This is a genomic window from Lentzea sp. NPDC051208, from assembly GCF_040682435.1.
Classification (GTDB): domain Bacteria; phylum Actinomycetota; class Actinomycetes; order Mycobacteriales; family Pseudonocardiaceae; genus Lentzea; species Lentzea kristufekii.
On the sequence record NZ_JBFBAW010000001.1, the window covers coordinates 886086 to 912449 of the forward strand.

General features: G+C 70.0%; 21 protein-coding genes. 11 read left to right on the forward strand and 10 right to left on the reverse strand.

Going from position 1 to position 26364, the window contains the following annotated elements:
• Positions 1 to 264: 264 nt before the first annotated feature.
• The 4 genes from AB0M48_RS03770 to AB0M48_RS03785 form a co-directional block, all read right to left on the reverse strand.
• A complete protein-coding gene (locus AB0M48_RS03770) occupies positions 265 to 1818 on the reverse strand; it encodes an MDR family MFS transporter (protein ID WP_363835754.1) in 1554 nt (517 codons plus the stop codon).
• Positions 1815 to 2438: a TetR family transcriptional regulator gene (locus tag AB0M48_RS03775; RefSeq protein ID WP_363835756.1), complete on the reverse strand. Its 624-nt coding sequence runs from the start codon at positions 2436 to 2438 to the stop codon at positions 1815 to 1817. The genes AB0M48_RS03770 and AB0M48_RS03775 overlap by 4 nt, the downstream gene beginning before the upstream one ends.
• A 73-nt stretch (positions 2439 to 2511) precedes the next feature.
• Positions 2512 to 3264, reverse strand: coding sequence for a DUF427 domain-containing protein (locus AB0M48_RS03780; protein ID WP_363835757.1), 753 nt, complete (start codon positions 3262 to 3264; stop codon positions 2512 to 2514).
• A 44-nt stretch (positions 3265 to 3308) separates the two neighbouring features.
• On the reverse strand, positions 3309 to 4292 hold the full coding sequence (locus AB0M48_RS03785) for a ribose-phosphate diphosphokinase (protein ID WP_363835908.1): 984 nt from the start codon (positions 4290 to 4292) through the stop codon (positions 3309 to 3311).
• 420 nt (positions 4293 to 4712) lie between these two features.
• On the opposite strand from AB0M48_RS03785, the gene AB0M48_RS03790 reads away from it, so the two are divergent.
• A complete protein-coding gene (locus AB0M48_RS03790; RefSeq protein ID WP_363835758.1) occupies positions 4713 to 6212 on the forward strand; it encodes an alpha/beta hydrolase in 1500 nt (499 codons plus the stop codon).
• A 36-nt stretch (positions 6213 to 6248) separates the two neighbouring features.
• Complete coding sequence (locus AB0M48_RS03795; protein ID WP_363835759.1) at positions 6249 to 7742, forward strand: alpha/beta hydrolase; 1494 nt, start codon at positions 6249 to 6251, stop codon at positions 7740 to 7742.
• Here the strand turns inward: AB0M48_RS03795 and AB0M48_RS03800 are convergent.
• On the reverse strand, positions 7707 to 10490 hold the full coding sequence (locus AB0M48_RS03800) for an AAA domain-containing protein (RefSeq protein ID WP_363835760.1): 2784 nt from the start codon (positions 10488 to 10490) through the stop codon (positions 7707 to 7709). The two genes, AB0M48_RS03795 and AB0M48_RS03800, sit on opposite strands and share 36 nt — an antisense overlap.
• A gap of 40 nt (positions 10491 to 10530) precedes the next feature.
• Between AB0M48_RS03800 and AB0M48_RS03805 the strand changes: the two genes are divergently transcribed.
• The gene (locus AB0M48_RS03805) at positions 10531 to 11364 is read left to right on the forward strand and encodes a phosphotransferase (protein WP_363835761.1); all 834 of its coding nucleotides are present in this window, start codon (positions 10531 to 10533) and stop codon (positions 11362 to 11364) included.
• A 4-nt stretch (positions 11365 to 11368) separates the two neighbouring features.
• Here the strand turns inward: AB0M48_RS03805 and AB0M48_RS03810 are convergent, their stop codons facing one another.
• Positions 11369 to 12307: a sigma-70 family RNA polymerase sigma factor gene (locus AB0M48_RS03810; RefSeq protein ID WP_363835762.1), complete on the reverse strand. Its 939-nt coding sequence runs from the start codon at positions 12305 to 12307 to the stop codon at positions 11369 to 11371.
• 193 nt (positions 12308 to 12500) lie between these two features.
• The gene (locus AB0M48_RS03815; RefSeq protein ID WP_363835763.1) at positions 12501 to 13784 is read right to left on the reverse strand and encodes a hemolysin family protein; all 1284 of its coding nucleotides are present in this window, start codon (positions 13782 to 13784) and stop codon (positions 12501 to 12503) included.
• 91 nt (positions 13785 to 13875) lie between these two features.
• Here AB0M48_RS03815 and AB0M48_RS03820 point away from each other — a divergent pair, with 91 nt between their 5' ends.
• The 4 genes from AB0M48_RS03820 (at position 13876) to AB0M48_RS03835 (ending at position 16765) form a co-directional block, all read left to right on the forward strand.
• Positions 13876 to 14271 carry an ATP-binding protein gene (locus tag AB0M48_RS03820; RefSeq protein WP_363835764.1) on the forward strand — a complete coding sequence of 132 codons (396 nt, stop codon included), beginning with the start codon at positions 13876 to 13878 and terminating at the stop codon, positions 14269 to 14271.
• Positions 14272 to 14350: 79 nt separating this feature from the next.
• A complete protein-coding gene (locus tag AB0M48_RS03825; protein ID WP_363835765.1) occupies positions 14351 to 15091 on the forward strand; it encodes a hypothetical protein in 741 nt (246 codons plus the stop codon).
• Positions 15092 to 15101: 10 nt separating this feature from the next.
• Positions 15102 to 16163: a histidine kinase gene (locus tag AB0M48_RS03830; RefSeq protein ID WP_363835766.1), complete on the forward strand. Its 1062-nt coding sequence runs from the start codon at positions 15102 to 15104 to the stop codon at positions 16161 to 16163.
• The gene (locus tag AB0M48_RS03835) at positions 16160 to 16765 is read left to right on the forward strand and encodes a response regulator transcription factor (RefSeq protein ID WP_363835767.1); all 606 of its coding nucleotides are present in this window, start codon (positions 16160 to 16162) and stop codon (positions 16763 to 16765) included. Before AB0M48_RS03830 ends, AB0M48_RS03835 begins: the two co-directional genes overlap by 4 nt.
• A 184-nt stretch (positions 16766 to 16949) precedes the next feature.
• On the opposite strand, the gene AB0M48_RS03840 is transcribed toward AB0M48_RS03835, so the two are convergent.
• Together AB0M48_RS03840 and AB0M48_RS03845 are read right to left on the reverse strand one after the other, a co-directional pair.
• The gene (locus AB0M48_RS03840) at positions 16950 to 18032 is read right to left on the reverse strand and encodes an oxygenase MpaB family protein (RefSeq protein WP_363835768.1); all 1083 of its coding nucleotides are present in this window, start codon (positions 18030 to 18032) and stop codon (positions 16950 to 16952) included.
• Between the two features lie 116 nt (positions 18033 to 18148).
• Positions 18149 to 18790, reverse strand: coding sequence for a GntR family transcriptional regulator (locus AB0M48_RS03845; RefSeq protein WP_363835769.1), 642 nt, complete (start codon positions 18788 to 18790; stop codon positions 18149 to 18151).
• 50 nt (positions 18791 to 18840) lie between these two features.
• Here AB0M48_RS03845 and AB0M48_RS03850 point away from each other — a divergent pair, with 50 nt between their 5' ends.
• Both AB0M48_RS03850 and AB0M48_RS03855 read left to right on the forward strand, forming a co-directional pair.
• Complete coding sequence (locus AB0M48_RS03850; protein WP_363835770.1) at positions 18841 to 19257, forward strand: VOC family protein; 417 nt, start codon at positions 18841 to 18843, stop codon at positions 19255 to 19257.
• 112 nt (positions 19258 to 19369) lie between these two features.
• On the forward strand, positions 19370 to 20611 hold the full coding sequence (locus AB0M48_RS03855; RefSeq protein ID WP_363835771.1) for a cytochrome P450: 1242 nt from the start codon (positions 19370 to 19372) through the stop codon (positions 20609 to 20611).
• Between the two features lie 6 nt (positions 20612 to 20617).
• Here the strand turns inward: AB0M48_RS03855 and AB0M48_RS03860 are convergent, their stop codons facing one another.
• Complete coding sequence (locus AB0M48_RS03860; protein ID WP_363835772.1) at positions 20618 to 21208, reverse strand: TetR/AcrR family transcriptional regulator; 591 nt, start codon at positions 21206 to 21208, stop codon at positions 20618 to 20620.
• Between the two features lie 106 nt (positions 21209 to 21314).
• Between AB0M48_RS03860 and AB0M48_RS03865 the strand changes: the two genes are divergently transcribed.
• Positions 21315 to 24392 carry a S8 family peptidase gene (locus tag AB0M48_RS03865; RefSeq protein WP_363835773.1) on the forward strand — a complete coding sequence of 1026 codons (3078 nt, stop codon included), beginning with the start codon at positions 21315 to 21317 and terminating at the stop codon, positions 24390 to 24392.
• Between the two features lie 448 nt (positions 24393 to 24840).
• Complete coding sequence (locus AB0M48_RS03870) at positions 24841 to 26097, forward strand: prolyl oligopeptidase family serine peptidase (RefSeq protein ID WP_363835774.1); 1257 nt, start codon at positions 24841 to 24843, stop codon at positions 26095 to 26097.
• The last annotated feature ends 267 nt before the right edge of the window (positions 26098 to 26364 follow it).

Below are 26364 nucleotides of genomic sequence, written 5' to 3' on the forward strand. Positions count from 1 at the left end.
CCGACCTGAAAGACACGGTGGACCCCTGACGAAAGTCAGGGGTCCAGAACTTCTGGCAGGCTGCCGAAGAGGACCCCTGAAACGACTACGGTCCCGACGGCGAGGAGCGCGGCTCGACGCCGCCGAAGGCGTACGCGACTTCTCGCCTACCTCATCCGCCTGGAACAGGGCCGCTAGCCGCAGCCAGACGAACAGCTCCCGCGGCTCTGAACGCACCGAGGCCCCCGACCACGAAGGTCGAGGGCCTCGACGGAACGAACGGACTCAGTGACCCGCGGCCATCTCCGCCGCCAGCCGGTCGTCACCGCTCGTCTCCTTGAGCGGCTTCTCCTTGATGAACACCACCGCGAGCAGCGCCAGCACCGCGAACGGCGCGCCCACCAGGAAGATCTCCGCGGTCGCCGTCGCGTAGATGTCGGCGATAACGGCCTTGATCTCGGGCGGCAGCACCGAGATGTCCGGCACGGTGCCCTCGCCGCCGGTGAGACCGCCCATCGGGCCGAATTTCTCGGCCGCGAGCGACGAGACCTTGTTGGCCAGCACGGCACCGAGCGCCGAGACGCCGATCGCGCCGCCCAGCGAGCGGAAGAACGTCAGCGTGGACGTGGTGGCGCCGAGGTCCTTGGCCGGCACGTCGTTCTGCGCCGCGAGGACCAGGTTCTGCATCATCAGGCCGACGCCGACGCCGAGCACGAACATGTGCACGGACACCATGAACACGCTGGTCTGCGCGGTGATCGTGGACAGCAGCAGCATGCCGCCGACCATGAACACGCCACCGGCGACCAGGAACGCCTTCCACTTGCCGAACTTCGTGATCATCTGACCGGCCACGGTGGACGAGATGAGCAGGCCGAAGATCAGCGGCAGGCCCAGCAGACCGGCCTGGGTCGGCGTCTTGCCGAGCGAGAGCTGGAAGTACTGCGAGAGGAAGACCGTGCCGCCGAACATCGCGATGCCGACCAGGGCGCTCGCGATGGTCGCCAGTGAGACGGTGCGGTTGCGGAAGATCGACAGCGGCACGATCGGGTCGTGCGCGGTGGCCTCGACGCGGACGGCCGCCACGAGCAGCAGCACGCCGAGCGAGACGAGACCGGCGGTCCAGCCCGACGCCCACTCGAACTTCTGGCCGGCCAGCGACGACCAGATCAGCAGCGTCGAGACGCCGGACACGATCAGGAACGCGCCCAGGTAGTCGATCTTCGTCTTCTCGTTGCGCACGACCGGGAGGCGCAGCGTGCGCTGGAGCATGTAGATCGCGGCGAGGGTGAAAGGGATGCCGATGAAGAAGCACCAGCGCCAGCCGAGCCACGAGGTGTCGACCAGGACGCCGCCGATCAGCGGGCCCGCGACGGTGCCGACGCCGAACACCGCGCCGAACATGCCGGAGTACTTGCCGAGCTCACGCGGCGGGATCATCGCGGCCATCACGATCGTCGCGAGCGCCGTGACGCCACCGGCGCCCAGGCCCTGCACGACGCGGCTGACGATGAGCATCTCGACGTTCTGCGAGAAGCCCGCGATCAGCGAGCCGACGACGAACAGGCTCAGCGACGCCTGGATCAGCAGCTTGCGGCTGTAGAGGTCGGCGAGCTTGCCCCACAACGGCACGGTTGCGGTCATCGCGAGCAGCTCGGCCGTCACGATCCACGCGAAGATCGACTGCGAGCCCTTCAGCTCGGCGACGATGCGCGGCAGCGCGTTCGACACGACGGTGCCGGCGAGGATGGCCACGAACATGCCGAGCATCAGGCCCCACATGGCCTGGACGACTTCGCGTTTGCTGTGGACCGGTGTTGGTTCTGCCTCGATGCTCATGATCCCCCTTCGTGACGGCGTGGTGCGTGAGCCAGCCCGGTGCCGAACAGGTCGAGCGCCTCGCTGACGAGCTCGCCCAGCGCGACGCTGTCGTCGCGCGCCCAGCGCGTCACCGCGCAGCGGAACGCGGCGCTGCCGGCGGCGACCAGCAGCCGCGGGTACACGTGGGACTCGGGCAGCCCTGCCCGCTGTCCCACCGCGTCCGCGAGCAGCTGCTCGGACTCGGCGCTGTTCGCGAACGCGCGGACCAGCAGATCCGGCCGCTGCATGAGGACTTCCTTGCGCAGCAGCCACAGGTCGCGGGCGTTGTTCAGCTCGTCGGTGATCTCCGCGAGCACCGACGACCGGTACGCCTCGAACGGCGTGACGGCGTCGGGGAAGGCGAGGATCCGCTCGGCCATGCGCGGGCCCGCCTCGGGGTCCGCGCCGATGAGCGCCTCGTCCTTGCTCGCGAAGTAGTTGAAGAAGGTGCGCACCGAGACGTCGGCCTCGGCGGCGATCTCCTCCACGGTGACGTGGTCGTAGCCCCTCTCGGCGGCGAGACGCACGGTCGCCCGCTCGAGCGCGGCACGGGTGCGGCGCTTCTTGCGGTCGCGCAGGCTCTCCCCCGGCTGGTTCACGAGGCAAGAGTACAGGATCGTTTTGCAGTCACTGCAACTTTGCAGTGTGTGAACTACGACTCGCTCGCAGTGGCTATGACCAGGGAGTCTTCGGCTTCTCCTGGAGCTCGCCGTCGACGAAGAGGTCGACCTTCTCACTGAAGAAGCACGCCATTCCAGCGATTTTCTGGCTCTCGGGCAGAGGCGACCGGTAGATCCAGACGAGGTCGTCGTGGGTCACCCCGTTCACCTCGACCGACCAGTACGTGGCCGTGCCCTTGTACGGGCACTGCGTCTGCGTGTCCGACGGCCTGAGCAGATCGAACCGGACATCGCTCAACGGCAGGTAGTAGCGCGGTGGACACAGCGTCTCGAACAGGATCCGCGGCTGCGAGGACGCCGCCAGCGTCACACCGTCCAACGCCACTCGCACGTGCCGTGAGCTGCTCAGCACGTCGACGCGCGTGTACGGGTCACGCGGGTGCACGTAGATCGGTTCGTCCTCTTCGAGCCACTCGTCCATCGCCGAGAACTCGAACCGGACCAGGTCCCGCAGCTCCTCGAACGGGGAGTCGGGATAGGTCAGCGCCGCCCCTTGCGCGGTGCGCCCGTTCACGACGACGTCGTGCACCACGCCGTCGCCCCGGCTCGGCGAGCGCTTGGTCTCCCCCGTCGGCTTCAGCTCGGCGCGCACGGAGGACAGGGGCAGGTAGTAGGCCGGGTAGTAGGGGATCTCCCAGACCAGGCGCGGCGAGGTCGTGTCCACGACCAGCTCGCCACCGAAGTACGCACGGACCCGCTTCGCCGAGTGCTCGACCCGAACCCGGCCACGCTCGTTGTCGCCCATGCCCCATACCAACACGGAAGCGCCGCGCGGGCTTCCCGGACCGGTCAGGCGTTGCCGTCGAACAGGCTCGTCACCGAGCCGTCCTCGAAGACCTCCTGGATGGCGCGGGCCAGCAGCGGCGCGATGCTCAGCACGGTCAGGCCGGGGAACCGCTTCTCGGGCGGGATGGGCAGGGTGTCGGTGAGGATCACCTCGCGCGCCTTGCTCGCGACGAGCCGGTCGTGGGCGTCGCCGGACAGCACGCCGTGCGTCGCGACCAGCACCACGTCCTTCGCGCCCTGCTCCAGCAACTGCCGGGCCGCCGTCGTGCTCGTCAGCGCTGTGTCGATCATGTCGTCGACCACGACGCAGGTGCGGCCCTCGACGTCCCCGACGACGCGGTTGGCCAGGACCGCGTTGGGGCGCAACGGGTCGCGCGTCTTGTGGATGAACGCGATCGGGCAGCCGCCGAGCAGGTCGGCCCACTTCTCGGCGAGCCTGGTGCGGCCGGCGTCCGGGGAGACGATCGTGAGGTCCTCGCCCCGGTAGCGGCTGCCGACGTGGTCGCAGAGCAGCCACATCGCGTGCAGGTGGTCGACCGGCCCGTCGAAGAAGCCCTGGGCCTGCGCGGTGTGCAGGTCGACCGTGACGATCCGGTCGGCGCCGGCGGTCCGGAACATGTCCGCGACCAGGCGGGCCGACACGGGTTCGCGGCCGGCGTACTTGCGGTCCTGCCGTGCGTACGGATAGGACGGCACGACCGCGGTGATGCGCTTGGCCGAGGCGCGTTTCAGCGCGTCGACCATCAGCAGTTGCTCCATCAGCGAGTCGTTGACGGGTGCGATGTGGCTCTGCATGGCGAACGCGTCCGCGCCGCGCACCGACTCCTCGAAGCGGACGAAGATCTCGCCGTTCGCGAAGTCGTAGGCGGCCTGCGGGGTGATGGCGACGCCCAGGTCCTTGGCCACGGCCTCGGCCAGCTCGGGGTGCGCCCTGCCGGTGAGCAGGATGAGCTGCCGCTTGGCGATGCCCGGCTTGCCGCTGACCATCGTCACGCTCCACGCTCGTCCGCCCTCGATCCGATCGTTCAGCATGGCCGCGAGATCACGCAAGCGCGCGTCCGTCCGGTGAGATTCCACGTTGCCGGGCAATGCGCGTTAACTCCATCGGGGGCACCCACAGGGGGTCCGGTAGCAGGTCCGAGGTATCACGCTGGGTATAGACAGGGGGAACGCGCTTCACCTCTTGGGGTACGACTGGTGTGATTCCTCGATCAGCGTCCTGAGGGGTCGATGACCATCCCTACGCTCCCTTCATGCCTGACAACCAGGACACACCCGCGGCGACACCACAGACCCCGCCGGCGAGCCCGGTCGTGATGAGCACGCCCATCCACGACCAGATCGCGGATCATCTGGGAGTTCGCCAAAAGCATCGACGCTCCGACTGAGCGCGGCTATGAACTCCCCATGCGCTTCTTCGTGCTCGGAGTCGTGGTGGCGTTCCTGGTCACCCTCACACCGCCGGCCCACGCCGCACCTCCCGCTCCGCCGATCGCCTGGGCGGCGTGCGCGCCGGCACGCCCCGGTTTCGAGTGCGCCACGATCACGGTGCCGCTCGACCACGACGAGCCGCGCGGTGCGACCACGACGGTGGCGTTGACGCGCAAACCCGCCACCGATCGGGCAGGCCGCATCGGGTCGTTGCTCTTCAACCCCGGCGGCCCCGGTGCCTCGGGCATCGACTACGTGTGGGCGTGGGGCGAGAAGATGTCGGCCGGTGTGCGGGGCCGGTTCGACGTCGTGGGCTTCGACCCGCGTGGCATCGGCCGGTCGAACCCGTTGCGCTGCTTCGCGTCCGACCAGGAGCGGGCGGAGTTCCTGGCCGCGGGACCGATCTTCCCGTACGAGCCCGCGCAGGAGCGGCCGTTCTTCGACCGATACCGCTCGCTGGCGACCAAATGCGACCAGCCGATCGCACGGCACATGAGCACCGCCGACGTCGTGCGCGACCTTGACCTGCTGCGCCGCGCGCTGGGCGACCGCAAGCTCACCTACTTCGGCACCTCGTACGGCTCGTACATCGGCACGACCTACGCGAACATGTTCCCGGACACCATTCGCGCCCTCGCGATCGACGGCGTGCTGAACCCCGAGCTCTGGTCGAGCGGGCGTCAGATCGAGGCCGATCGGATCGCCACGAAAGAGGTGCTCGACGAGTTCTTCCGGCTCTGCGACGAGGCCTCGTGCGCCTTCGGGCCGAACTCGAAGCAGCGGTGGCACGCGTTGCTGGACTCGGTGCGCGCCCAGCCGATCACGCTCGGGACCGAGGTGTGGACCTACGACGCGGTGATCGCGTGGGCGCTGTTCGCCGGGTTCGCCTCGGAGAGCTGGACGGACGTCGCCGCGGTGCTGGACCAGCTCGCCGACGTCTCCGAAGCGGGACCCTCGGCGACGACGGCGGCGCCCGCCTACGACAACTTCTTCGACGCCAACCTGGGCACCACGTGCGCGGACACGGAGTTCCCGCGCACGTTCGGCGCGTTCCGGGCGGTGTCCCGCTACGCCGAGGCTGGGTCGGAGTTCGGTCCCTACTGGTGGTGGAGCACCAGCGCCTGCGCGGACTGGCCCGCCAGCCCCGACCGCTACACCGGGCCGTGGCGGGCCCGCACGTCCGCGCCGGTTCTGGTGGTGGGCAACCGGTTCGACGGCTCCACCGACTTCCGGGGCGCGCAGGCGGTCGCGCGGCAGCTGCCGAACAGTCGCCTGCTGGAGTACGCGGGCTGGGGGCACATCGCGTACCGGCGCAGTCAGTGCGCGATCGACCACATCCACTCCTACTTGCTCACCGGTTCGTTGCCCGCGGAGGGGACGGTGTGCCCGGCGAACCCGAACCCGTTCCTCGACAACGCGTCCCAACTGGCCGGTCACGACTTTCGGCGGTCGACGGGGCCGGTGGCGAGCCGGTAGGAAGAGCGCTTCTGCGGACGAGAGGGGAGCTTGTCTATGCGATTCACCGTGCTGGCCGCCGCGGCCGCGCTCATGATCACCGGCACACCCGCCGTACAGGCCTCGGGAGGTGGCGCGCAGGTCCCGAAGATCGACTGGGCGGCCTGCGGGCCCGAACACCCCGGCTTCGAGTGCGCCTCCGTGAAGGTGCCGCTCGACTACGACGACCCGCGCGGCGCCACGACCACCGTCGCGCTGGCGCGCAAGCCCGCGACGGACTCCGCGCGCCGGATCGGGTCGCTGTTCCTGAACCCCGGCGGGCCGGGCGGCTCGGGCGTGGACTTCGCGCTCGGCGCCGGCAACACCCTGTCGGCGAACCTCCAGGGCCGGTTCGACATCGTCGGGTTCGACCCGCGCGGCGTCGGCAGATCCGATCCGCTGCACTGCTTCCAGAGCGAGGAGGACCTCGGCAAGTTCTTCGAGGGCATCCCCGGCTTCCCGTACCAGGCGGCGCAGGAGCGGCCGTTCTTCGACCGCTACCGCTCGCTCGGCCCCGAATGCCGCGACGACCAGCGGATCGCCCGGCACATGAGCACCGCCGACGTCGCACGGGACATGGACCTGCTGCGCCGCGCCGTCGGTGACCGCAAGATCAGCTACCTGGGCTTCTCCTACGGCTCGTTCCTGGGCGCGACCTACGCGAACCTGTTCCCGGACAACATCCGCGCGCTCGTGATCGACGGCGTGCTCGATCCCGAGCTGTGGTCGAGCGGCCGGCAGATCGAGTCGGACCGCATCGCGACCAAGGAGGAGTTCCGCGAGTTCCTCCGCACCTGCGACGAGGCCGCGTGCGTCTTCGGGCCGCAGTCGGAGAAGCGCTGGGACGCGTTGCTGAAGTCGGTGCGCGCCAAGCCGATCGAGCTCGGTGGTCAGGTCTTCACCTACGACGCCGTGATCAACGCCGCGATCGGCGCCATGTACTCGCCGAGCGACTGGCCGGACGCCGCCGCGTTCTTCGACCAGCTGTCCGACGCGGCCGCCGGGTCGCTGTCCGCCGCGGCGGAACCGGACTACCCCAACGGGTTCGACGCCTACAACGGCAACGCGTGCGCGGACATCGAGTACCCGCGCGACTTCCACTCCTACAGGGCGATCTCCCGGTACGCCGAAGCGGGTTCGGAGTTCGGACCGGCGTGGTGGTGGGGCAACGCGGCGTGCGCGAACTGGCCGGCCAACCCCGACCGCTTCACCGGGCCGTGGCGCACCCGCACCAGCGCGCCGGTTCTGGTGGTGGGCAACTACTTCGACGGTGTGACGGACTTCCGCGGCGCGCAGGCCGCCAATCGTCAGCTCGCGGGTAGCCGTTTGCTCGCTTACGCGGGTTGGGGGCACACGGCGTACGGGGTCAGCAAGTGCGCGACCGACCACACGAACGCGTACCTGCTCAACGGCGCGTTGCCGCCCGTCGGCACGGTGTGCCCGGCGAACCCGAACCCGTTCCTGCCGTCGGTCGCCTCAGCCGAGCCGCTGTTCAAGCCCAGCCGCAGGTAGCTCCTGGGTCAGTTCCACGGCGGCACGCGCCGGGTCGTCGCCGAACCGGCTGCCGAACGCGTCGTGCACGCGCCACCCCGCGTGGGTGAGTGCACGCCAGCGAGCGAGATGCGCCCGCACTCCGGAAGGGTGCGGGCGCGTCTCCACCGCGACGGCGTCGTCCTTCTCCCCCACCACGAGATCCACTCGCCACTGCCCGACCGGATAGCCCGTGCGCACGGTCAGGCCCGCGGCCCGCAGTTCGTGCGCGAGGCGCGTAGTCCACTCGTCCTCGGGTTCGGCACCGGCGGTCTCGGTCGGCGCGACGTCGGCGTGGCGCAGGTACTCGCCGATCAGGCCCGGCGGTTCGGGCGCGGACGTGATGACGTGCACCTTCCGGCGCGCGCGGGTGGTCAGCACGGCGAGCAGGCTGGGGTCGTTGACGAACCGCCACGCGCCCGGCTTGGCGTCCGCGGCGAGGCTGATCACCACCTCGTCGAACTCGCTGCCCTGCACGCCGTGCACCGTGCCGACGCGCACGCCACCGGTGGTGATCTCGTCCAGCGTGAGCTCGCTGAGCAGCGCTTCCTCCAGCGCGTCGGCCTGCGCGCGGAACGGGGTCACGACGCCGATCGAGCGCACGCCCGCGGCCACGCGCTTGCGGACGTGGGCGAGCACGGCGTCGACCTCGGTCTGGTTGACGCCCTTCGCGGTGCGGTCGCCGTCGACGCGTTCGGTGTCGATGCAGTCGACGTCCGCGATCGACGGGTGCGTGGTGAGCAGCGCGATCTTGCCGTCGTAGAACTTCGCCGCCGCGAACCCGATCAGGTGCGGGGCGCAGCGGTGGTGCTCGTCGAGCCAGTGCACGCCCGCCGTCGCCGCGCCCGCGTCGAACAGGCTCACCTTCGGCACGTCCAGCCGGTCGCGCAGGTCCTGGGTGCCCTCCGCGTCGACCGCCGCCTGCACCGCCTGGTCGCTGACGAACGACACGTGCCGCAGCTGCCGGGGATCACCGCCGATCACCGCGGACCGGCCGCGCAGCAACGCGGGAGCGGCCAGCGGCTGGTCGACGTGGCTGGCCTCGTCGATGATCACCAGGTCGAACATGCCGGGCACGGGCGGCAGGATGTCCTCCACATCGGACAGCGTGCCGACCCACAACGGCAGTGCCGCCACCAGATCCGCGCTGTCGATCTCGGCGAGTCCGCGCCGCCGGGCCGCCCGCCCGGACCGCAACGCCTTCGCCAGCGCCGCCACCGCCCGGCGCGCACCCGCACCCCGGCTGCTCACCGAGTACTCCTTGAGCCACGTGGCCGTGGCCGTGCGGCTCGCGGCGTCCTGCTCGGCCAGCAACGGCCGCAGCTCCCCGAACGCCGTGCCGCCGTTCGCCCCGAGCCGGACGGACGCGGCGGTCTGCTCTGCCGCCTCGACCGCGGCGCGGAGGTCCTCGACCGAGACCTCGCCCGCACCGGCGAGACCGCGGGCCTTCCGCACCGCCCATCCGGTCCGCAGTCCACCGAGGAATCCCGTGCGCGGCTGGAGAAGTCCTTGCAGCGCGGTGAAATCCACGCCCGCGTCGAACGCTTTCGGCGCCACGGCCCGATGGGCCGGCATCAACGCCTGGTGCTTCTTGGCTTCAGCGGCCAGTTGTTCGTCGGTGAGCGAGCCGCCGGCCGTGCGCTCGACACGGGCGACAGCGGCGGCGGCCGCACGCCGGACGCGATCGAGTTCGTTCAGGCGCTCGGGATTGCTCGTGGCGGTCAGCCCGTCGCTCAGTTCGCGCGCCATCTCCTGCCGCAGTTCGGAGTCACCGAACAGCACCGGCACCGGCCCGCCCGCTTTCCTCAGCGCACCACCGAGCACGTCGGCGGCGTTGCGCGTGCGGCTGGCGAGGAGCACGGACTTCCCCGCTGCCACGGCGTCGAGCGCCAACGCCGCGAGAGTGTGCGTCTTGCCCGCACCGGGAGGCCCGCCCACGACCGTGATCCGGGCCCGGCGAGCGTGCTCGACCGCGCGCATCTGGCTGTGGCTGAGCGGCAACGCCGAACTGATCGGCTCGTCGTGGTGGTCCGGTTCGGCGGCGGCGCCGTACAGGGCCGCGAACGCCGTGCCGTCGATGCCCTTCTTGCCCGACCAGTCGTACAGCGCCGTGCCGTGCTCGGTGCTCACGACGGGCTCACCCGCGTGCAGCCCGGCTCCCATCGCGACGACGAGCTCGCTGCCGGAGATCAGCTTCTTGGGGTCGTCGTGCACGATCGGCACGTCCTCGAATCCCGCGAGCCGCAACGTCCGCGTGATCCACGCCTTGGTCGGCGCGAGCGCGGCCTCCCGCTCGGCGGTCGTGGCCCAGTCGTCGATCAGCGGGAACACCCCGGCGTCACCGGCGACGTGGTAGGCGTAGCCGAGGCCGAGCCCGTGGTGCAGGCGCACCGGCCGTGACACCAGCGGCAGGCACACACGGCGCCGTTGCCCGCCGATCTGCGCCGGCCCGGCGAGGAACGCCCAGCCCAGCCGCAGCAACCGGTCCTCCTGGTGCAGCGCGTCGTACGCGGCCAGGTGCTCGACCTCGGCGCGGGCCTGCTTCGGGGCGGTCCACGAGACCGGCGTCCAGTGCGGACCCTCCTGCACGAGCGTGATCGCCCGCCACGACGGCTCGTGGTCGCCGAGCCAGAGCAGCCCGGCCGCCTTGGTGAGGTCGAGGACGAGCTTCTGCGGCTGCTCAGCGGCACTCAACCGCGCCAGGGTGCGCAACACGGCAGAAACGTTCACGCGGGACATCGTGCCATTCGAGGCGCTAACTTCGTGCACCGTGGAGGATCTTCCGAGCGGCTTGCCCGAACACGAGCTGAAGGCCGGCCTGGCCAGGTACGGCATCACCGGGAAACCGGTCTTCGCCCCCGTCGGCTTCGGCGACTACCACTGGACCGTCTACGACCGGTGGTTCACCTCGGTGTCGGACCTGACGACCAAGCCGCTGGCCGGTCTGCGCCAAGCGATGGAGACCGCGGCGAGTCTGGGCGAGCAACTGCCGTTCGTCGTGGCACCGGTGCGATCGGACGACGGCGAGACCGTGGTCCTGCTCAACGACCGCTACGCGCTGAGCGTCTTCCCTTACGTCACGGGCAGATCCGGGTCGTTCGGCGATCCGGTCCACGCCGGGGTGACCGAGCTGCTGACGGCGCTGCACCGCTGTGAACCACCGGCGGACACCCCGGTAGCCCCGATCGACGTCCCGGCCGCGGCCGTGCTGGCGGCGTTGCTCGACGAGCCCGGCGAGTGGTTCTCGGAGCAGGCGCGCGAGATCTTCGTGGCCCACACCGGGATCGTCCGCGAGAAACTGGCCGAACTGGACCTGCTCGCCGGAGAACTCACGGACGAGCGGGTGGTCACGCACGGAGAACCCCACGCGGGCAACGTGATCCACACGCCGCAGGGCCTGGTCCTGGTCGACTGGGACACCGTCGGACTGGCCCCGCCGGAACGCGACCTCTGGCTGGCCGGCGGTGACAGCGCCTTCTACGCGCTGCGGTGGGCCGTCGACGACATCGCGGGCTTCGCGGAAAAGCTCCGCGCCCCGCACGAACAGTCGCGGGACGCGGAGCTCACGTTGCACTACTTCACAGAAACGCTCAAAAGCCTTTGAAGCGTCAGCCGGCGAGCGCGAAGAGATCGTCCCGGTCGCCCGACTGCTTGAGCTGGGCGAGCGACTGCTTCTCCAGCTGACGGATCCGCTCACGGGTCAGGCCGAGCTCCTCCGCGACCTCCTGCAGGGTGCGGGCACGCCCGTCCTCCAGTCCGTAGCGCAGGCGCATGATCCGGCCCTGCCGTTCGGGCAGGACGTTCAGGAGGGAGCGAACGCCCTCGATGAACTCCTGCTGCTCCACCAGGTCCGGCGCGGACACGCCGTCGGTGTCCTGGATCAGGTCGCCCAGCACCGAGTCGCCCTCGTCGCCGACCGGCGTCTCCAGCGACACGCAGGTGCGCGCCGCGTCCCGCATGTCCTGCACGCGCGACGGCGAGCACTTGGCCTCGGCGGCGATCTCCTCGACCGTCGCTTCGCGACCGAACGACGCGGACAGCTTCTGCCCGATCTTCTTGAGCTTGTTGACCTCTTCGACCACGTGCACCGGCAGGCGCACGGTGCGGGTCTGCTCGGCCAGGCCGCGTTCGATCGCCTGGCGGATCCACCACATCGCGTAGGTGGAGAACTTGTAGCCCTTGGCGTAGTCGAACTTCTCGACCGCGCGGATCAGGCCGAGGTTGCCCTCCTGGATCACGTCCCCGAACGGCAGGCCGCGGAACGAGTGCTTCTTCGCGACCGACACGACCAGGCGCAGGTTCGCGCGGATCATGTGGTCCTTGGCGCGCTCGCCCTCGGCGACGATCCGGCGCAGCAGCCGCGGCTCGCGCGTCTTGTCACCGGTCTGGAGCAGGTGGGCGGCGTACACGCCGGCCTCGATGCGCCGGGACAGGTCGACCTCCTCGGACGCGGTCAGCAGCGGCGTGCGCCCGACCTCGCGCAGGTACTGGCCGACCAGGTCCGCGTCCTGCTGCCCGGACGCGCGGTTCTTCAGATCTGCGGGCATGCCAAATCCCCCGTATCCGTTGGCAGGTGTGTCAGCCGGCGCGGGTTCGCGCCGGTCGTCCGGTTGCCTCTTCTGGTCAACCGCCGCAGGCGATTCGGCGAGTAGCGGTGACCGGATGACCGGCTACCAGGCGAACTCGCCGCCGTCTGCGGAGCAGCGGCCCCATACCACCGCTGCACTAGTGTGTAACGGTTCAGACGTCCACTTCATTCCGCGGTTTCGCCTGTGACCTCAGCCTCACCAGGGTGATCGCGTGGTGCTCGACCTGCCGCACCTCGATCTTCCAGCCGGAGAGCTCCACCACGTCACCGGGCTCTTCCGGGATGCGGCCGAGGATCAGCAGGACCAGCCCGGCGATGGTGGAGTACGGCCCGGACGGCGCGTCACGCAGTTCGACGCCGACGTCCACCAGGTCGTGGATCGGGAACGTGCCGGGCAGTTCGATCGACCCGTCGGGTCCGGTCTTGACCCCGACCACGTCGGAGTCGGTCTCGTCGTAGATCTCACCGACGATCTCCTCCAGCAGGTCTTCCAGGGTCACGATGCCGTCCACCGCGCCGTGCTCGTCCACGACCAGGGCCAGCTGCTCGTGCTCGGCCTTCATGCGCCTCAACGCGTCCGTGACGCGCACCGAGTCGGGCAGCACCATCGGCGCCCGTGCCACGTCCACGAGGGACACGGTGTCGTCGAGCAGGTCTCGCAGGTGCACCACGCCGACCACGTCGTCGAGGTGCCCGTTCCTGGTCACCGGGGCCCGAGAATGACCGGACCTCGCCAGGACTTCCCGAGCGGCGGGGGTGTCCAAACCTGATTCGACGATCGTCACCTGCCGCCGCGGCACCAGGACCTCGCGCAGCCGCCGTTCGTGGATCTCCAGCGCGCCCGTCATGATCGTGCGTTGTTCCTGGTTCAGATGCTGTTGCACCTCAACGAGATCCCTCAGCTCCTCGGCCGACATCTGCTCCTCGTCGGCGTTCGGGTCGCCGCCGAACACGCGCACCACGAGGTCGGTCGACTTGCTCAGCAGCCACACCGCGGGCCGGGAGATCGTCGACAGCAGGTCGAGCGCGCCGGCGACGATCTTCGACCAGCGCACGGCGTACTGCATCGCGAGGCGCTTGGGCGCCAGTTCCCCGAAGACCAGTGTGACGAACGTCAGGACCACGGTCACGAGCGCGATCGCGACCCCGTTCGCGGCGTCTCCGAGGAAGCTCAGCAGCGGCACGACCGGTGCCGCCAGCGAGACCGCGGCGGTCGCCGAGGCGAGGAAGCCCGACAGCGTGATGCCGATCTGAACCGTGGCGAAGTACCTGTTCGGATCGCGTGCGAGCCGGACGAGCCGGCGGTGCCCTTCGCGTTCCAGCGAGCGCAGCTGACCTTCGCGCAGCGACACGAACGCCATCTCACTGCCCGCGAAAGCCGCGTTGAGCAACACCAGAACCGCGACCAGCGCGAGGTTGAAGCCATAGCCGTCCACACGTTTGGGGTAGCACGCACGGTGGTATTTCGCACCCTGACGGCCGTCTTGAGCAACCAGGAGGGCTTGACCTGGACGAGGTGGGATGGATATGGACACCCCCGAGGTGCTGAGCGCCTCCGCGAGGACCTTGCACACCCTGCCGGAGGACGAGCCGGATCTCAGCGCGATGCGCGCGTGGATCGGAACCTTGTTGAGGGACCTGCCGGAGGACGTCAGGCTCGACGTGCTGCTCGTGTGCACGGAGCTCGCAAGCAACGCTTACGAGCACGCCGAAGGGCCGCGTGCCGTGCGCGTACAACGGCACACGGACTTCATCCGGGTGGAGGTCGACGACCACACACCGGCCGAACTTCCGCAGCTGGGGCGGTCGCGTCTCGGTGACACGCGAGGCCGTGGGCTGCTGTTGATCGCCCAGATCTCCCGCTGCTGGGGCACGCGGGAGTTCACGGGCGGGAAGACCCTCTGGGCCGAGGTGAACGCATAGTTCTTCTGTGCGTTTCGCACAGAGAAGTCATGACAACGCACGGATGGGTCTTGCGGCGGGTCTCTTCGATTCTCGAAGCATGACGACAACGGTTTCGCCGGCGGTTCGGCCGCTGGTGCGCCACGGGGCAGAGATGCTCGTGGCGATGCTCATCGGAATGGCCCTGCTCGGGCCCCTGTGGACGCCCGCACAGGTCGAGCTGGCCGCCCTGTGGATGGCGGTCTCGATGTCCGTGCCGATGGCGTTGTGGATGCGCTATCGCGGCCACGGCCGGGTCCTCGAAATGTGCGCGGCGATGGTCGTGCCGTACCTCGTGCTGCTGGTGCCGTACTGGCTCGGTGTGCTGGACGGGCACGCCGTCGAGATGGGCGGGCACCTGCTGATGGTGCCCGCGATGATCGCGGTGCTGGTCCTCTACCGCCACGAGCACGGGACGCCCAGCACGAACCCGGTGGTCCGGGCGCTGGGTGAGCGCTGGCCCGCGGTGATCGCGCTGGCGATCTCGTTCGACTTCTGGCAGGCGCCGGTGGTGCCTCCCGTGTGGACCCTGCTGGTGTGCCAGGCCGCCTACCTGTTCTGGGGACGGCGGGCGCCCCGGACGCAGCTCGCCGTGTTCGGCCTCTACGCGGTGCTGGCCGTGGCGGTGCTCCTCGTGTCGCCGCACAACGGCGTGCTGCTGATCGCGCTCGGGTGGGGCGCGCACGCCGTCTGGGACCTGGTGCACCACGTGCGCAACGCCGTCGTGCCGCGCTGGTGGTCGGAGTTCTGCGGCGTGTTCGACCTGGTCATCGCGGTCACGATCCTGATGGTGTGGTTCTAGGCTGATGGCGATGAACGATCTCCCGCACACCGCGCTGCGCGGCACCCTCCACGTGCTGTGGCTGAGCTCGCTCGCCGTGCCGCTGATCTCGGTGCTGCGCGAGCCGTCCGCGCTGCGCTGGCTCGGGGTGCTGGGACTGCTGGTGCTGGCCGTGGCGTACGCGGTGACGTTGCGGGGCGGGCCGCTGTGGGTGCTCGTGGCCGCGACGCTGGCGACGATTCCGCTCGTGGCGCCGGTGGGGCCGGAGGAGCTGTCGACGTGGGCGTGGATCGGCGGCGCCTCGGCCGGGTTCGCGCCGTTGCTGCTGACCGGCCCCTGGAGGTGGCTGGCGGCGATCGGCTCGGTCGTGGTCTCGGGCCTGGTCGGGTTCTTCGTCGGCCGCGACCACACGGCGTACCAGATGATCGCGGCGGCGGTCGGGCTGTCGATCATCGCTATGGCCGGGCTGCCGATGTGGTTCGCGGGACTGCTCGGGCAGGCCCGGGCCGGGCGCGAGGCGCAGGCGGAGCTCGCGGTGAGCGAGGAGCGGCTGCGGTTCGCGCGGGACGTCCACGACCTCCTGGGGCATCGGCTGACGGTGATCGCGCTGAAGTCCGAACTGGCCGGGCGGCTCGCCGCCACCGACCCGGAGCGGTCCGCGGCGGAGGCGTTCGAGGCGCAACGGCTGGCGTCCTCGGCGTTGGAAGAAGCGCGGGACGCGGTGCACGGCTATCGCGCCGTGAACCTGCCAGAGCAGCTTGAGGCCGTGCGGAACGTGCTGCAGGAGGCCGGTATCCGGTGCACCGTCTCGGAGGTGCCGGTGGACGGTGAGCGCGCCACGCAGCTCGCGCTGGCGTTGCGGGAGGCGTGCACCAACGTGCTGCGGCACAGCCACGCGACCTGGTGCATGATCGACGTCGCTGTCGCCGGCGAGGAGGTGCGGATGACCGTCACGAACGACGGCACCGAGAAGCCGTCAAGTGAGGGCAACGGGGTGCGCGGCCTTCGGGAGCGGCTCGCGGCCGTGGGTGGTCAGGTGTCCGTGGAGAAGTCCGGGGACGTGTTCACGCTGCAGGTCGTGGTGCCCGCGTGATCAGGGTCCTGCTGGCCGACGACGAGGAGCTGATCCGCGACGCGCTCGCGGCACTGCTCGGCCTGGAGCCGGATCTCGAGGTGGTGGCCCGCGCCGGCGACGGCCGGGCCGCCGTGGAGGCCGCGCGGGCACACCGCCCGGACGTGGCCGTGGTGGACCTGCAGATGCCGGTGCTGGACGGCCTGGAGGTCACCGAGGAGCTGGCGCGCGTGCTGCCGTCGTGCGCCGTGGTGATCCTGACCGGCCGGGGCCGCCCGCCGCACCTGCAGCAGGCCCTGCACGCGGGAGCGAAGGGCTTCCTGCCCAAGGGATCGCCCGGCGGCACGCTGGCCGACGTGATCCGCCGCGTGCACGCCGGTTCGCGCTGGGTGGACCCGGCTCTCGCCGCCGACGCGCTCGCCGCTCCCCCGTGCCCGCTGACGCAGCGCGAGCTGGAGGTGTTGCGGCTCAGCGAGTTCGGCACCCCGGTCGCCGAGATCGCCGCGCGCACGTCGTTGTCCGCCGGGACGGTGCGCAACCACCTGTCCGCCGCGGTCGCCAAGCTCGGTGTCGCGGGCCGTTCCGAGGCGTTCTCGGTCGCGCACGAGCACGGCTGGCTCTAAAGCACCTGGCCTGAGGACTTGTCCGGGCTACCCCCACATCCCAAGTTGAGCGAGCCCGACTCAAGTTTCCAAGCGTACACGGGGACCCTACGTACCCTAGGAGGACACGCGGGGTCCCCGCGTGCCGGCCGCGGTGGCGGGAGGGCTGGCGCGAGGTGGGTTGGACGCAGCTTTTGACGGGTGCTCAGCGGCGGAGGCAGGCCGGCACGACCAGGGTGGTCGACTGACCGTTGGTGAGGTTGCGGACGCTCGCGCCGAGCAACAGTTCGCCCGCCTTGTCGAGCACGGCTCGGGCGACCCGGCTGCGGTCCTCGCCGCGTTCGAACACGCCCATGACCTTCGCGCCCGTCCTCACCGCCGTGGTCCAGCCCCGCGAGCGCGGGACCTCCAGCCAGTCCGCGACCTCCTCGTCGACGACCTGCCGCACCATCGCCGCGACCACGCCGTCGAAAGCCTTGCCGGGGATGAACTTCTCGTACAGCTCGACGAGGTTCCTGGTGAGCTCGACGCCTTCCTTCGACGGCGCGTAGGACGCCCGCACCAGGGTGTTGCTGAGCTCTTCGGCCTCGGCCAGCGTGTCCGGCATCGCGTCCGGGCGGATGCCGAGCACGGCTCCCGCGACGCGCCAGACGTGGTAGTAGTCCTCGGCCTCGGTGTCGGTCACCGAGACGCCGATGCGGCGCATGCCGTCGATCACCTGCACCGAGAAGATCAGCAGCGCGCCGAGCAGGTCCTGCTGGCACACCGGGACGCCGTCCGCCTCGTGGTCCCACTCCGGTGAGCGGCCGACGAAGTAGCGGACCGCAGCGTGGATCAGCCGCGTCTTCTGGATGGTCGGCACGAACGAGCCGCCCGTGCCGAAAGCGTTGGGCTCCATCATGTTCAGCACGAACTGCGACGTCTCCGACAGCCTGCGGTGCGGCTGGTTGAGCCGGTGCGTGAGCGTGAGGACCCGGGACGGCCTGGGCTGCGCGTAGCAGTTGACCATCGCACCGAACGACAGCACCGAAGCCACGTGCACACCGTCGTCGACGAAGAACTCGTGTGCGCGGGCGACGCGGTCCTCGTCCATCCACTCGGGCGGGTCGTCGGTGGCGACGAGGTAGTCGCGGACCACGGGCGGCAGGTGCTCCGGGATGGGCTCGTCGTTGCCGCGGAACTCCGCGAGCACCTGGTTGACCTCGTCCAGATTGCCGCTGTCGATCAGGTGCGCGATCACGGCGTCAGCGAGCGGGTCGCCCTCGTACTTCAGTGCCTGCAGGTCCACGCCGCCGAGCGTAGGAGCGCCGACGTGCGGATGATCGTCGCGATCACCTTTTCGGCCCAGTGGATCCACGCGTTCGTGAGCGGCGATGAGCCCGTTCGGAGCAACCGCGGCCGGACTCAGGACCCAGAGGCGAGGACGTCGAACGCGTGCTTGCGGTGTTCCGCGAACAGCTTCAGCGCCCCCTCCGCGTTCCCCAGCCGCAGCGCGGCCACCAGGTCCCGGTGCTCGTCGCGGATCTGCTCCAGGTACCCGTCCGCGCTCAGTCGCACCCGCGTGATCAGGAACAGGTGCACCTGCGACCGGATCGCCTCCCAGGCCTGGGTCAGGCGCGAGTGGCCGGCGGCGGCGTACACGGCGTCGTGGAACGCGATGTCGCACCGCACCATCTCGTGCGGCGTCGAGGCGCGCTCCATCTCCAGCGCCGCCGAGGCGATCTTCTCCAGTGAGGCGCCCGTGGCCACCACGCGCTGGACGGCCAGCGTCTCCAGGGCGCCCCGCAGGCTGTCCAGCTCGGCAACGTCCTCGAGGGACAGCTCGGCCACCGTGGTGCCCCGGTGCCACTCGGTGCGCACCAGGCCCTCGTGTTCGAGCACGCGCAGCGCGTCCCGGACGGGACCGCGCGAGACCTGCAGGGCCGTGGACAGCTCGACCTCGCGCAGCGCGCTGCCCGGCGGGTAGCCGCCGTCGAAGATGGCCTCGCGGATCATGTCCGCGACCTCGCTGCCCAGACCTCGCCGTCGCGCCGGACCCACTGTCATGTGAGCAATGTTAACAAGACGACATCTTGTCAGAATGTTAACATTCCTACATGCCGAACATCCCCCGCTTCCACCTCGCCATGCCCGTCGACGACCTCTCCGCCGCCCGCGAGTTCTACGGCGAGACCCTCGGCCTCGAGCAGGGCCGCAGCTCCGACACCTGGATCGACTGGAACCTGCACGGCCACCAGTTCGTCACCCACCTCGCGCCGAGGACCGAGCGCGTCAGCAACCCGGTCGACGGCCACGACGTGCCGGTCCCCCACTTCGGCCTGGTCCTGGCCGTGGACGAGTTCCAGGCCCTGGCGGCCAAGCTGACCGCCGCCGGCACGAAGTTCGTCATCGAGCCGTACGTGCGGTTCAGGGGCGAGCCCGGTGAGCAGTGGACGATGTTCCTGCTGGACCCGGCGGGCAACGCGCTGGAGTTCAAGGCCTTCGCGGACGACGCGCAGGTGTTCGCGGTCTGAAGCCGCGTTGTCCCAAGCCGGGGTAAAAATCTTGCACAACGCGCAAGTATCGGTACCGTGGATGTAACGCCGAGCCACAGCCCGGTCACACCGGGTCAGACAGGGAGAGGCCATGTCCACGGCCGAGCGGCAGCGCAGCGCGCAGGAGCTCATCCGCCCGCAGTTGCCCGCTGAACTCATCAACCGCGGCAAGTGCCCGTTCGACCCGGCCACCGGGCTGGTCGAGCTGAGCGGGCACGGGCGGATCCACCGGATCGAGCACAACGGCGACACCGTCTGGCTCGTCACCGGGCACGACGAGGCACGGGCGGTGCTCGCCGCGCCGCAGATGAGCTCGGACCGGATAAACAGCCCGCGGGCGAGGGCGCTGATCTCCCCCGAGCTGCACGCGGAGCTGTTCCCGCCGGAGCGCCGGGCCGGGTCGTTCATCTTCATGGACGCCCCCGAGCACACCCGCTACCGCCGGCTGCTGACCGGGCAGTTCACCGTCCGCAGGATGCGGGACCTCACGCCGCGCGTGCACGAGATCGTCACCGCCCAGCTCGACGCGATGATCGAGAAGGGACCGCCGGCCGATCTCGTGCACGACTTCGCACTGCCCGTGCCGTCACTCGTGATCTGCGAGCTGCTCGGCGTCGACTACGGCGACCGCGACGAGTTCCAGCACCGCACGTCCAAGCTGCTCAGCCTGAACACGACGGTCGACGAGCAGATCAAGAACACCACCGAGCTGCGGAAGTTCATGTACGGGCTCGTGCGCGCCAAGCGGCAGAGCCCCGGCGACGACCTGCTGTCCGGGCTCGTGCGCGACACCGACCTCGACGACAACGAGCTCACCGGCATCGCGAACCTGCTGCTCATCGCGGGCCACGAGACGACGGCGAACATGCTGGCGCTCGGCACGTTCGCGCTGCTGGAGCACCCCGACCAGTTCGCGAAGCTCCGTGACGACCCGGAGCTGACCGAGAACGCGGTCGAGGAGCTGCTGCGGTACCTGTCGATCATCAGCTCGGGCGTCTCACGGCACGCCAAGGAGGACGTCGTGATCGGCGGCGCCACCATCCGCGCCGGCGAGACGGTCGTGGTGTCGGTGCCCGCGGTCAACCGCGACGACAGCCAGTACGACGACCCGCACGTGCTCCTGGTCGACCGGCCGCGCGGCCACCACGTGGCGTTCGGGCACGGCATCCACCAGTGCCTCGGCCAGCAGCTGGCACGCGTGGAGATGGCGGTCGGCTTCAGCGAGTTGCTGCGCCGGTTGCCGACGCTGAAGCTGGCCGTGCCCGCCGGCGAGGTGCCGTTGCGGACCGACATGTCGATCTACGGAGTGCACCGGCTCCCGGTCATTTGGTGAACGCGGTCACCTGGTGAAACCGTCACCAAGCTGGTCGATCATCCGGCCGACCAGCTCGGTGACGTCGAACCGGTCCGTGGCCTGGGGTGTGTCCAGCCACCACTGCACGACCGCGCGCATCGACGCGAGGATCGTCGACGCCGTCACGGCCGGATAGGGGTCCACCTCGGGGTCCGCGCCGCAGCGCACCGCGATCGCCGCCGCCAGCGCCTGCTCGCGGGCGGAGTAGGCGGCGAACACGTGCGGCAGCAGCGCGGGGTCGCGCCGGAGCCGGCGCAGCTGCCGGAGGCGGTCGAGGTCGACGTAGCGCGGGTAGATCGTCCGCAGGGCCTCGCGCAGCGCGACGAGCACCGGTTCGTCCGCGGGCCGTGCGGCGAACTCCTCCACGAACGCGAGCGCCGTGGCGGTGTCGCCGGCGACGACCGCTTCCTCCTTGGAGGAGAAGTAGTTGAAGAACGTCCGCAGCGACACCCCGGCCGCTCGCGCGATCTGGTCCACCGTCACCCGGTCGAGGCCGTGCTCCACGCACAGGCTCCAGGCGGCGTCACCCAGCGCTTCCCTGGTCGCCGCCTTCTTGCGTTCACGCAGGCCCGTCATGGCGCAAAGGTTAAAGCGTGCCGGAAATTGGTATAGACCTTGTCAGCGGGGTGAGCACCTCATTACGGTCTGTGAGAACGCTCTCACAGACCCCACGGAGGACCGGGTGCGCTTACTCGGAGTCGTCGTACTGGCCGGCGCACTGCTCACCGCCGGCCAGGCTCAAGCCTCTCCACCACCAGCCGCGGCACCGGCGCCCACCGTCACGCTGATCACCGGGGACCAGGTCCTCACCGGGCAGCGCGCGATCAAGCCCGCGCCCGGCCGTGAGCGCGTCCTGTTCTCGACGTACACCGTCGCGGGACACGAGTACGTGGTGCCGCACGACGCCATTCCGATGATCGCGGACGGACGGCTCGACGAGCGCCTCTTCGACGTCACCGAGCTCGCGACGTACGGCGGCGCCCTGCCGGTCATCGCCACCTACCCGGAAGGCACCCTGAGCGCGCAGTCCGGACTCCCGCTGCGCAGCATCAACGGCGTGGCGTTCGACGCGGCCAAGACCCCGCTCATCGGCACGCTGTCCACGTCGGGCGCGAAGAAGATCTGGCTCGACGCCAGGCGCAAGGCGAACCTCGACCGCAGCGTCGCCCAGATCAACGCCCCCGCCGCGTACGCCGCGGGCCTGACGGGCAAGGGCGTCACAGTCGCCGTCCTCGACACCGGCGTCGACGACACCCATCCGGACCTCGCGGACCGGGAAATCGGGGAGCGCAACTTCTCGAACTCCCCGGACAACGGCGACCACTACGGCCACGGCACGCACGTCGCGTCCATCGTCGCGGGCACCGGGGCGAAGAGCGGTGGCAAGTACCGCGGCGTCGCGCCGGACGCGCGCATCCTCGACGTGAAGGTGCTGGGCGACAACGGTTCCGGGCAGGACAGCGGGATCATCGCCGGCATGGAGTGGGCGGTCGAGCAGGGCGCGCAGATCATCAACATGAGCCTCGGCGGCTACGACACGCCCGAGGTCGAACCTCTCGAAGAGGCCGTGAACCGCCTCAGCGCCGAGAAGGGCGCGCTGTTCGTGATCGCCGCGGGCAACAGCGGTCCCAACGCGCGCACGGTCGGTTCACCCGGCACCGCCGACGCGGCGCTGACCGTCGGCGCGGTCGACGACCAGAACGGCATCGCGGAGTTCTCGAGCCGCGGCCCGACGCAGGCAGGCACGCTCAAGCCCGACCTCACCGCGCCCGGCGTCGGCATCGTCGCCGCCCTGCACTCCGACGGCAGGATCGGCGCGCCGGTCGCCGAGGGCTACACCTCGCTCGACGGCACCTCGATGGCGACCCCGCACGTCGCGGGCGCGGCGGCACTCCTGCGCCAGCAGCAGCCGGAACTGAACGGCGTCGCCCTCAAGGCGCGGCTCACGGGCACCACCACGCCGACGGAGAAGCTCACGCCGTTCGAGCAGGGCTCCGGCCGCGTTGACGTCGCCAAGCTGATCAAGCAGAACGTGACGTCCACCCCGACGAGCATCAGCTTCGGCACGCACCAGTGGCCGCACACCGGCGAACCCGCGCTGACCAAGGAGATCACCTACTCCAACGCGGGTTCCGAGGCCGTCACGCTCGACCTCACCGCGGAGACGAACGGCACCCTGTTCAGCGTCTCCCCCGCCGAGCTCACGGTTCCGGCGGGCGGCACCGCTACGGCCACGGTCACCGCGGACATCACCAAGCAGCCCGCGGGCGGCGTGTTCGGCGGTGCGATCGTCGCGAGCGGCCTGCGCACGGCCGTCGTCGCCGACCTGGAGGTGGAGAGCTACGACGTCGAGGTCACCGGTGTCGAACGGTCCGGCGTCACGACGGCGTCGACCTTCGCGTTCCTGATCAACGTCGACACCGGCGCCCGCATCTGGCCGAACAGCACGACCGGCGTCGCCCGCGTCGCCAAGGGCCGCTACCTCCTGACCGGCAGCGTGCTGTCGTCATCCGGCGCCTGGACCCACGACGTCATCAACTACCCGAACCTGACCGTCTCCGGCGCCACGACGATCAGCCTCGACGCCCGCCAGGCCAAGCCCGTCAAGGTGACGCTGCCCGTCACCGCGCAACTCTCGTTGCTGCAGACCGGTTTCGAACGCGTCGTCAACGGCACGAGCTACACCATCGGCAACTTCTCGGTCGGCGGTTCCATCGACCACCTCGGCGTCGCGAGCCTAGGCCCCGACTCGAACGAGGTCACCGGCAAGATCGCCACGTTCTGGACCGCGGGCCCGGACTTCTACGGACTCGCCTGGTACCAGAAGGGATCCGCGCCGAACGGCCTGACGAAGACCGTCGCGAAGAAGGACCTGGCGACGGTCAAGGTCGACATGCCCGCCCTCAAGCCGGGCCAGAGCGCGTCGATCGGCCACACCTCCTCGCCCGAGGGCCGCGCCGACTGGACCTACGGTTCGCTGGACAACTTCGTTCCCGGCCAACGCACCGAGTACTACGGCGGCGAGGGCGGTGACTGGTCGCGCAGGTTCAACCTGTTCGACGGGACCGGCTACGCCGGCGCGCTCGTCACCCCGCTGCGGCACTACAAGCCGGGCAGGTCGTACGTGGAACCGTTCCACCGCCCGGTGTTCGGTCCGGCGCTGCCCCCGGCCCGCGACGTCCCGCACTCGTTCCGCACCGGCGACTTCGTCCGGATCACCGTGCCGCTGTACGGCGACAACGCGGGCAACGAGGGCTACGGCCCCGTGACCGAGGCTCGCACGACCCTGTACCGCGACGGTGTGAAGGCCGTCGAGACCGCCGAACCGGGCTGGGCGATGCTCGACGTCCAGCCGGGCACCGCGCACTACCGCCTGGAAACGTCCGCCGTCCGGAACAACGCCCTCAGCTCCGAGGTGTCCGGCGTGTGGACGTTCCGCAGCGGCACGACGGCCCGGCAGACGGCGCTGCCGCTGTCCGTCATCCGCTTCACCCCGCAGCTGGACGACGACGGCTACGCCCGCGCCGGCCAGATGCTCTCGGTGCCGATCTCCACGCAGTCGCAGGTGGACTCGGTGCGCGTGACGTCCGTCGAGGTGTCCTACGACGGCGGCACGACGTGGAAGCGCACGCAGATCACGGCCGGCCGCGTGCTGCTCGCCCACCCGAAGGACGCCAAGTCGGTCTCCTTGCGCGCCAAGGCGTCCGGCAGCGGCCAGACCGTGGAGCAGACGATCGTCAACGCGTACCTGCTCCGCTAGAGAAAGCGCCCGCGTGCTCCCGAGCCCACGAGGCGAAGGAGCGCGCGGGCCTTCCCAGCACATCCTCGACGCTCCGCACCACCGTGTACCCCTCGCCGGGCATGTCCCGCTTCCACCCGAGCACCACGTCGACCGCTTCACACGCGCGGAGTGCGCTCGTGCACGAAGGCGACATCCGAGATCACCTGCGTCGAGCAGTCCGAAGAAGAGGCGCGCCGCGAACGGCTCGCGCACTACCCCCTGCCGGCGCACCGACTCGGCCCAGACCAGCGAGTTCGACGTGAGTCCATCGGCCGCAGCACGGTCCGTTCCAGCGAACGCGCCGGCCCAGTGCGAGGAGTTCGTTCACCACCTGGGCTCCGGCGTTCCCGGTCGCCCCGTCACGAGAATCGTCGTGGAACCGACGCAGGACCTGTAGTTGACTGGAGATCAACCGAAGGGGGCCCCGGTGCGGGAACTGACTGACGAGATCGCCGTCGCCCACGGCCCGCCACCCGCAAAACCCTCGCCGACCGGGGTGAGCATCCCCGGCCGCCACGTGGCCGAGGTCGCGCGGCACCCCGACGGCCGGCTCGCGGTGATCACCTGGTCGTCACCGAAGATCGACCCCGGCCTGCTCAACCCCGCGCTGCACGTCGTGGAGACCGACGGCACCGTCACCGACCTGGGCGCGACGCCCGCGGACGCCGGTTCGCCGGTGTGGTGGGGCGACGAGGTCTGCTACCTGGCGCTGACACCGCCGCACCTGCAGGGTGGCAACGCCGTCTTCGACCAGCGCCACCGCAACCTCACCGAAGGCATGCCCGCCTGCCCGGTCGATCTCGTCCAGGACGACGGCGAGGCACCGGTCGTGGTCGTCGCGACCGGCTTGGACACCGAGTTCCGCCGCCTCGACGGCAGGTTCCTCGCCCGCGTCAGGGGATCGCACCTGCCGTCCCGCTACCGCGACCTCGACGGCATCCCCTGGGGCACCCAGGAACGCCTCGGGTATCAGGCCCACGACGGGCTGGAACTCGACGGCCTCCTGGTGCTGCCACTGGGCAAGACCAGGCGGGACGGGCCGTTTCGCCTCGTCACGCTCGTCCACGGCGGACCCTACGACCGCTGGACCGACGACCTGCAGTTGCACTGGGTGCCGTCGGCTCAGTGGTTCGCGCACCAGGGGATCGCGACCTTCCTGCCCAACCCGCGCGGCGGGCAGGGGCGCGGCCACGAGTTCGCCGCGGCCGTCGCGCACAAGGTCGGGCAGGAGGAGTGGCACGACATTGAAACCGGCATCGACCTGCTCGTCGCGGAAGGAGTCGCGGACGAGAACAGGCTGGGCATCGCCGGGTGGAGTCACGGCGGGTTCATGGCCGCATGGGCGACGACCAGGACAGACCGGTTCAAGGCCGCGCTGGTGGGCGCGGGGATCTCGGACTGGCCGCGGCTGATCGCCACGGGTGAGTGGGGTGCGTTCGAGGCCGCGCTGGGCGACGGCCCCGAGCACAGTCCGCACACCTACACGGATCGGATCCGCACCGAGATGTTGATCGTGCACGGTGCGGAGGACACGAACGTGCCGGTGGAGCAAGCCGAACTCCTGCACGCCGCCGTGAAGCACTCCGAACTCGTCGTCTACCCCGGCGAGGGACACTCGCTGCGGACGCGTGAGCACAGGCTGGATCTGCTGAACCGAGCCAGAAGGTTGTTCGCCAAGCTCTGAAACTTGCGCAAACCTTACGCAAGATCGGCAAGCCCGGAGCAAGCGACCGCAAGCCGAATCAACGGGATCCCAGCAGTTTTCCCGCCAGGTTCGGACCCGAACCTTCCGCAATGCCGTCCGTCCAGCCGCTGGTGATCGCCCTTGCCCACGCTGCGACACTGGTCGGACACGCGAACGAACACCCGTCTTTCCTGTTCAGAGCACTATGTCGCAAATTTGCGCAATTACGTCGAGATATTGCGGTAATCTGCTAGTCACTTCTACGGT

What these genes read in the sequence shown, in the direction of transcription:
- AB0M48_RS03770 (WP_363835754.1), bottom strand. Translation starts at nt 1,818, where the DNA reads ATGAGCATCGAGGCAGAACCAACACCGGTCCACAGCAAACGCGAAGTC.
- AB0M48_RS03780 (WP_363835757.1), bottom strand. Translation starts at nt 3,264, where the DNA reads ATGGGCGACAACGAGCGTGGCCGGGTTCGGGTCGAGCACTCGGCGAAG.
- AB0M48_RS03785 (WP_363835908.1), bottom strand. Translation starts at nt 4,292, where the DNA reads ATGGTCAGCGGCAAGCCGGGCATCGCCAAGCGGCAGCTCATCCTGCTC.
- AB0M48_RS03790 (WP_363835758.1), top strand. Translation starts at nt 4,713, where the DNA reads ATGCGCTTCTTCGTGCTCGGAGTCGTGGTGGCGTTCCTGGTCACCCTC.
- AB0M48_RS03795 (WP_363835759.1), top strand. Translation starts at nt 6,249, where the DNA reads ATGCGATTCACCGTGCTGGCCGCCGCGGCCGCGCTCATGATCACCGGC.
- AB0M48_RS03810 (WP_363835762.1), bottom strand. Translation starts at nt 12,307, where the DNA reads ATGCCCGCAGATCTGAAGAACCGCGCGTCCGGGCAGCAGGACGCGGAC.
- AB0M48_RS03820 (WP_363835764.1), top strand. Translation starts at nt 13,876, where the DNA reads ATGGACACCCCCGAGGTGCTGAGCGCCTCCGCGAGGACCTTGCACACC.
- AB0M48_RS03825 (WP_363835765.1), top strand. Translation starts at nt 14,351, where the DNA reads ATGACGACAACGGTTTCGCCGGCGGTTCGGCCGCTGGTGCGCCACGGG.
- AB0M48_RS03830 (WP_363835766.1), top strand. Translation starts at nt 15,102, where the DNA reads ATGAACGATCTCCCGCACACCGCGCTGCGCGGCACCCTCCACGTGCTG.
- AB0M48_RS03845 (WP_363835769.1), bottom strand. Translation starts at nt 18,790, where the DNA reads ATGACAGTGGGTCCGGCGCGACGGCGAGGTCTGGGCAGCGAGGTCGCG.
- AB0M48_RS03850 (WP_363835770.1), top strand. Translation starts at nt 18,841, where the DNA reads ATGCCGAACATCCCCCGCTTCCACCTCGCCATGCCCGTCGACGACCTC.
- AB0M48_RS03855 (WP_363835771.1), top strand. Translation starts at nt 19,370, where the DNA reads ATGTCCACGGCCGAGCGGCAGCGCAGCGCGCAGGAGCTCATCCGCCCG.
- AB0M48_RS03860 (WP_363835772.1), bottom strand. Translation starts at nt 21,208, where the DNA reads ATGACGGGCCTGCGTGAACGCAAGAAGGCGGCGACCAGGGAAGCGCTG.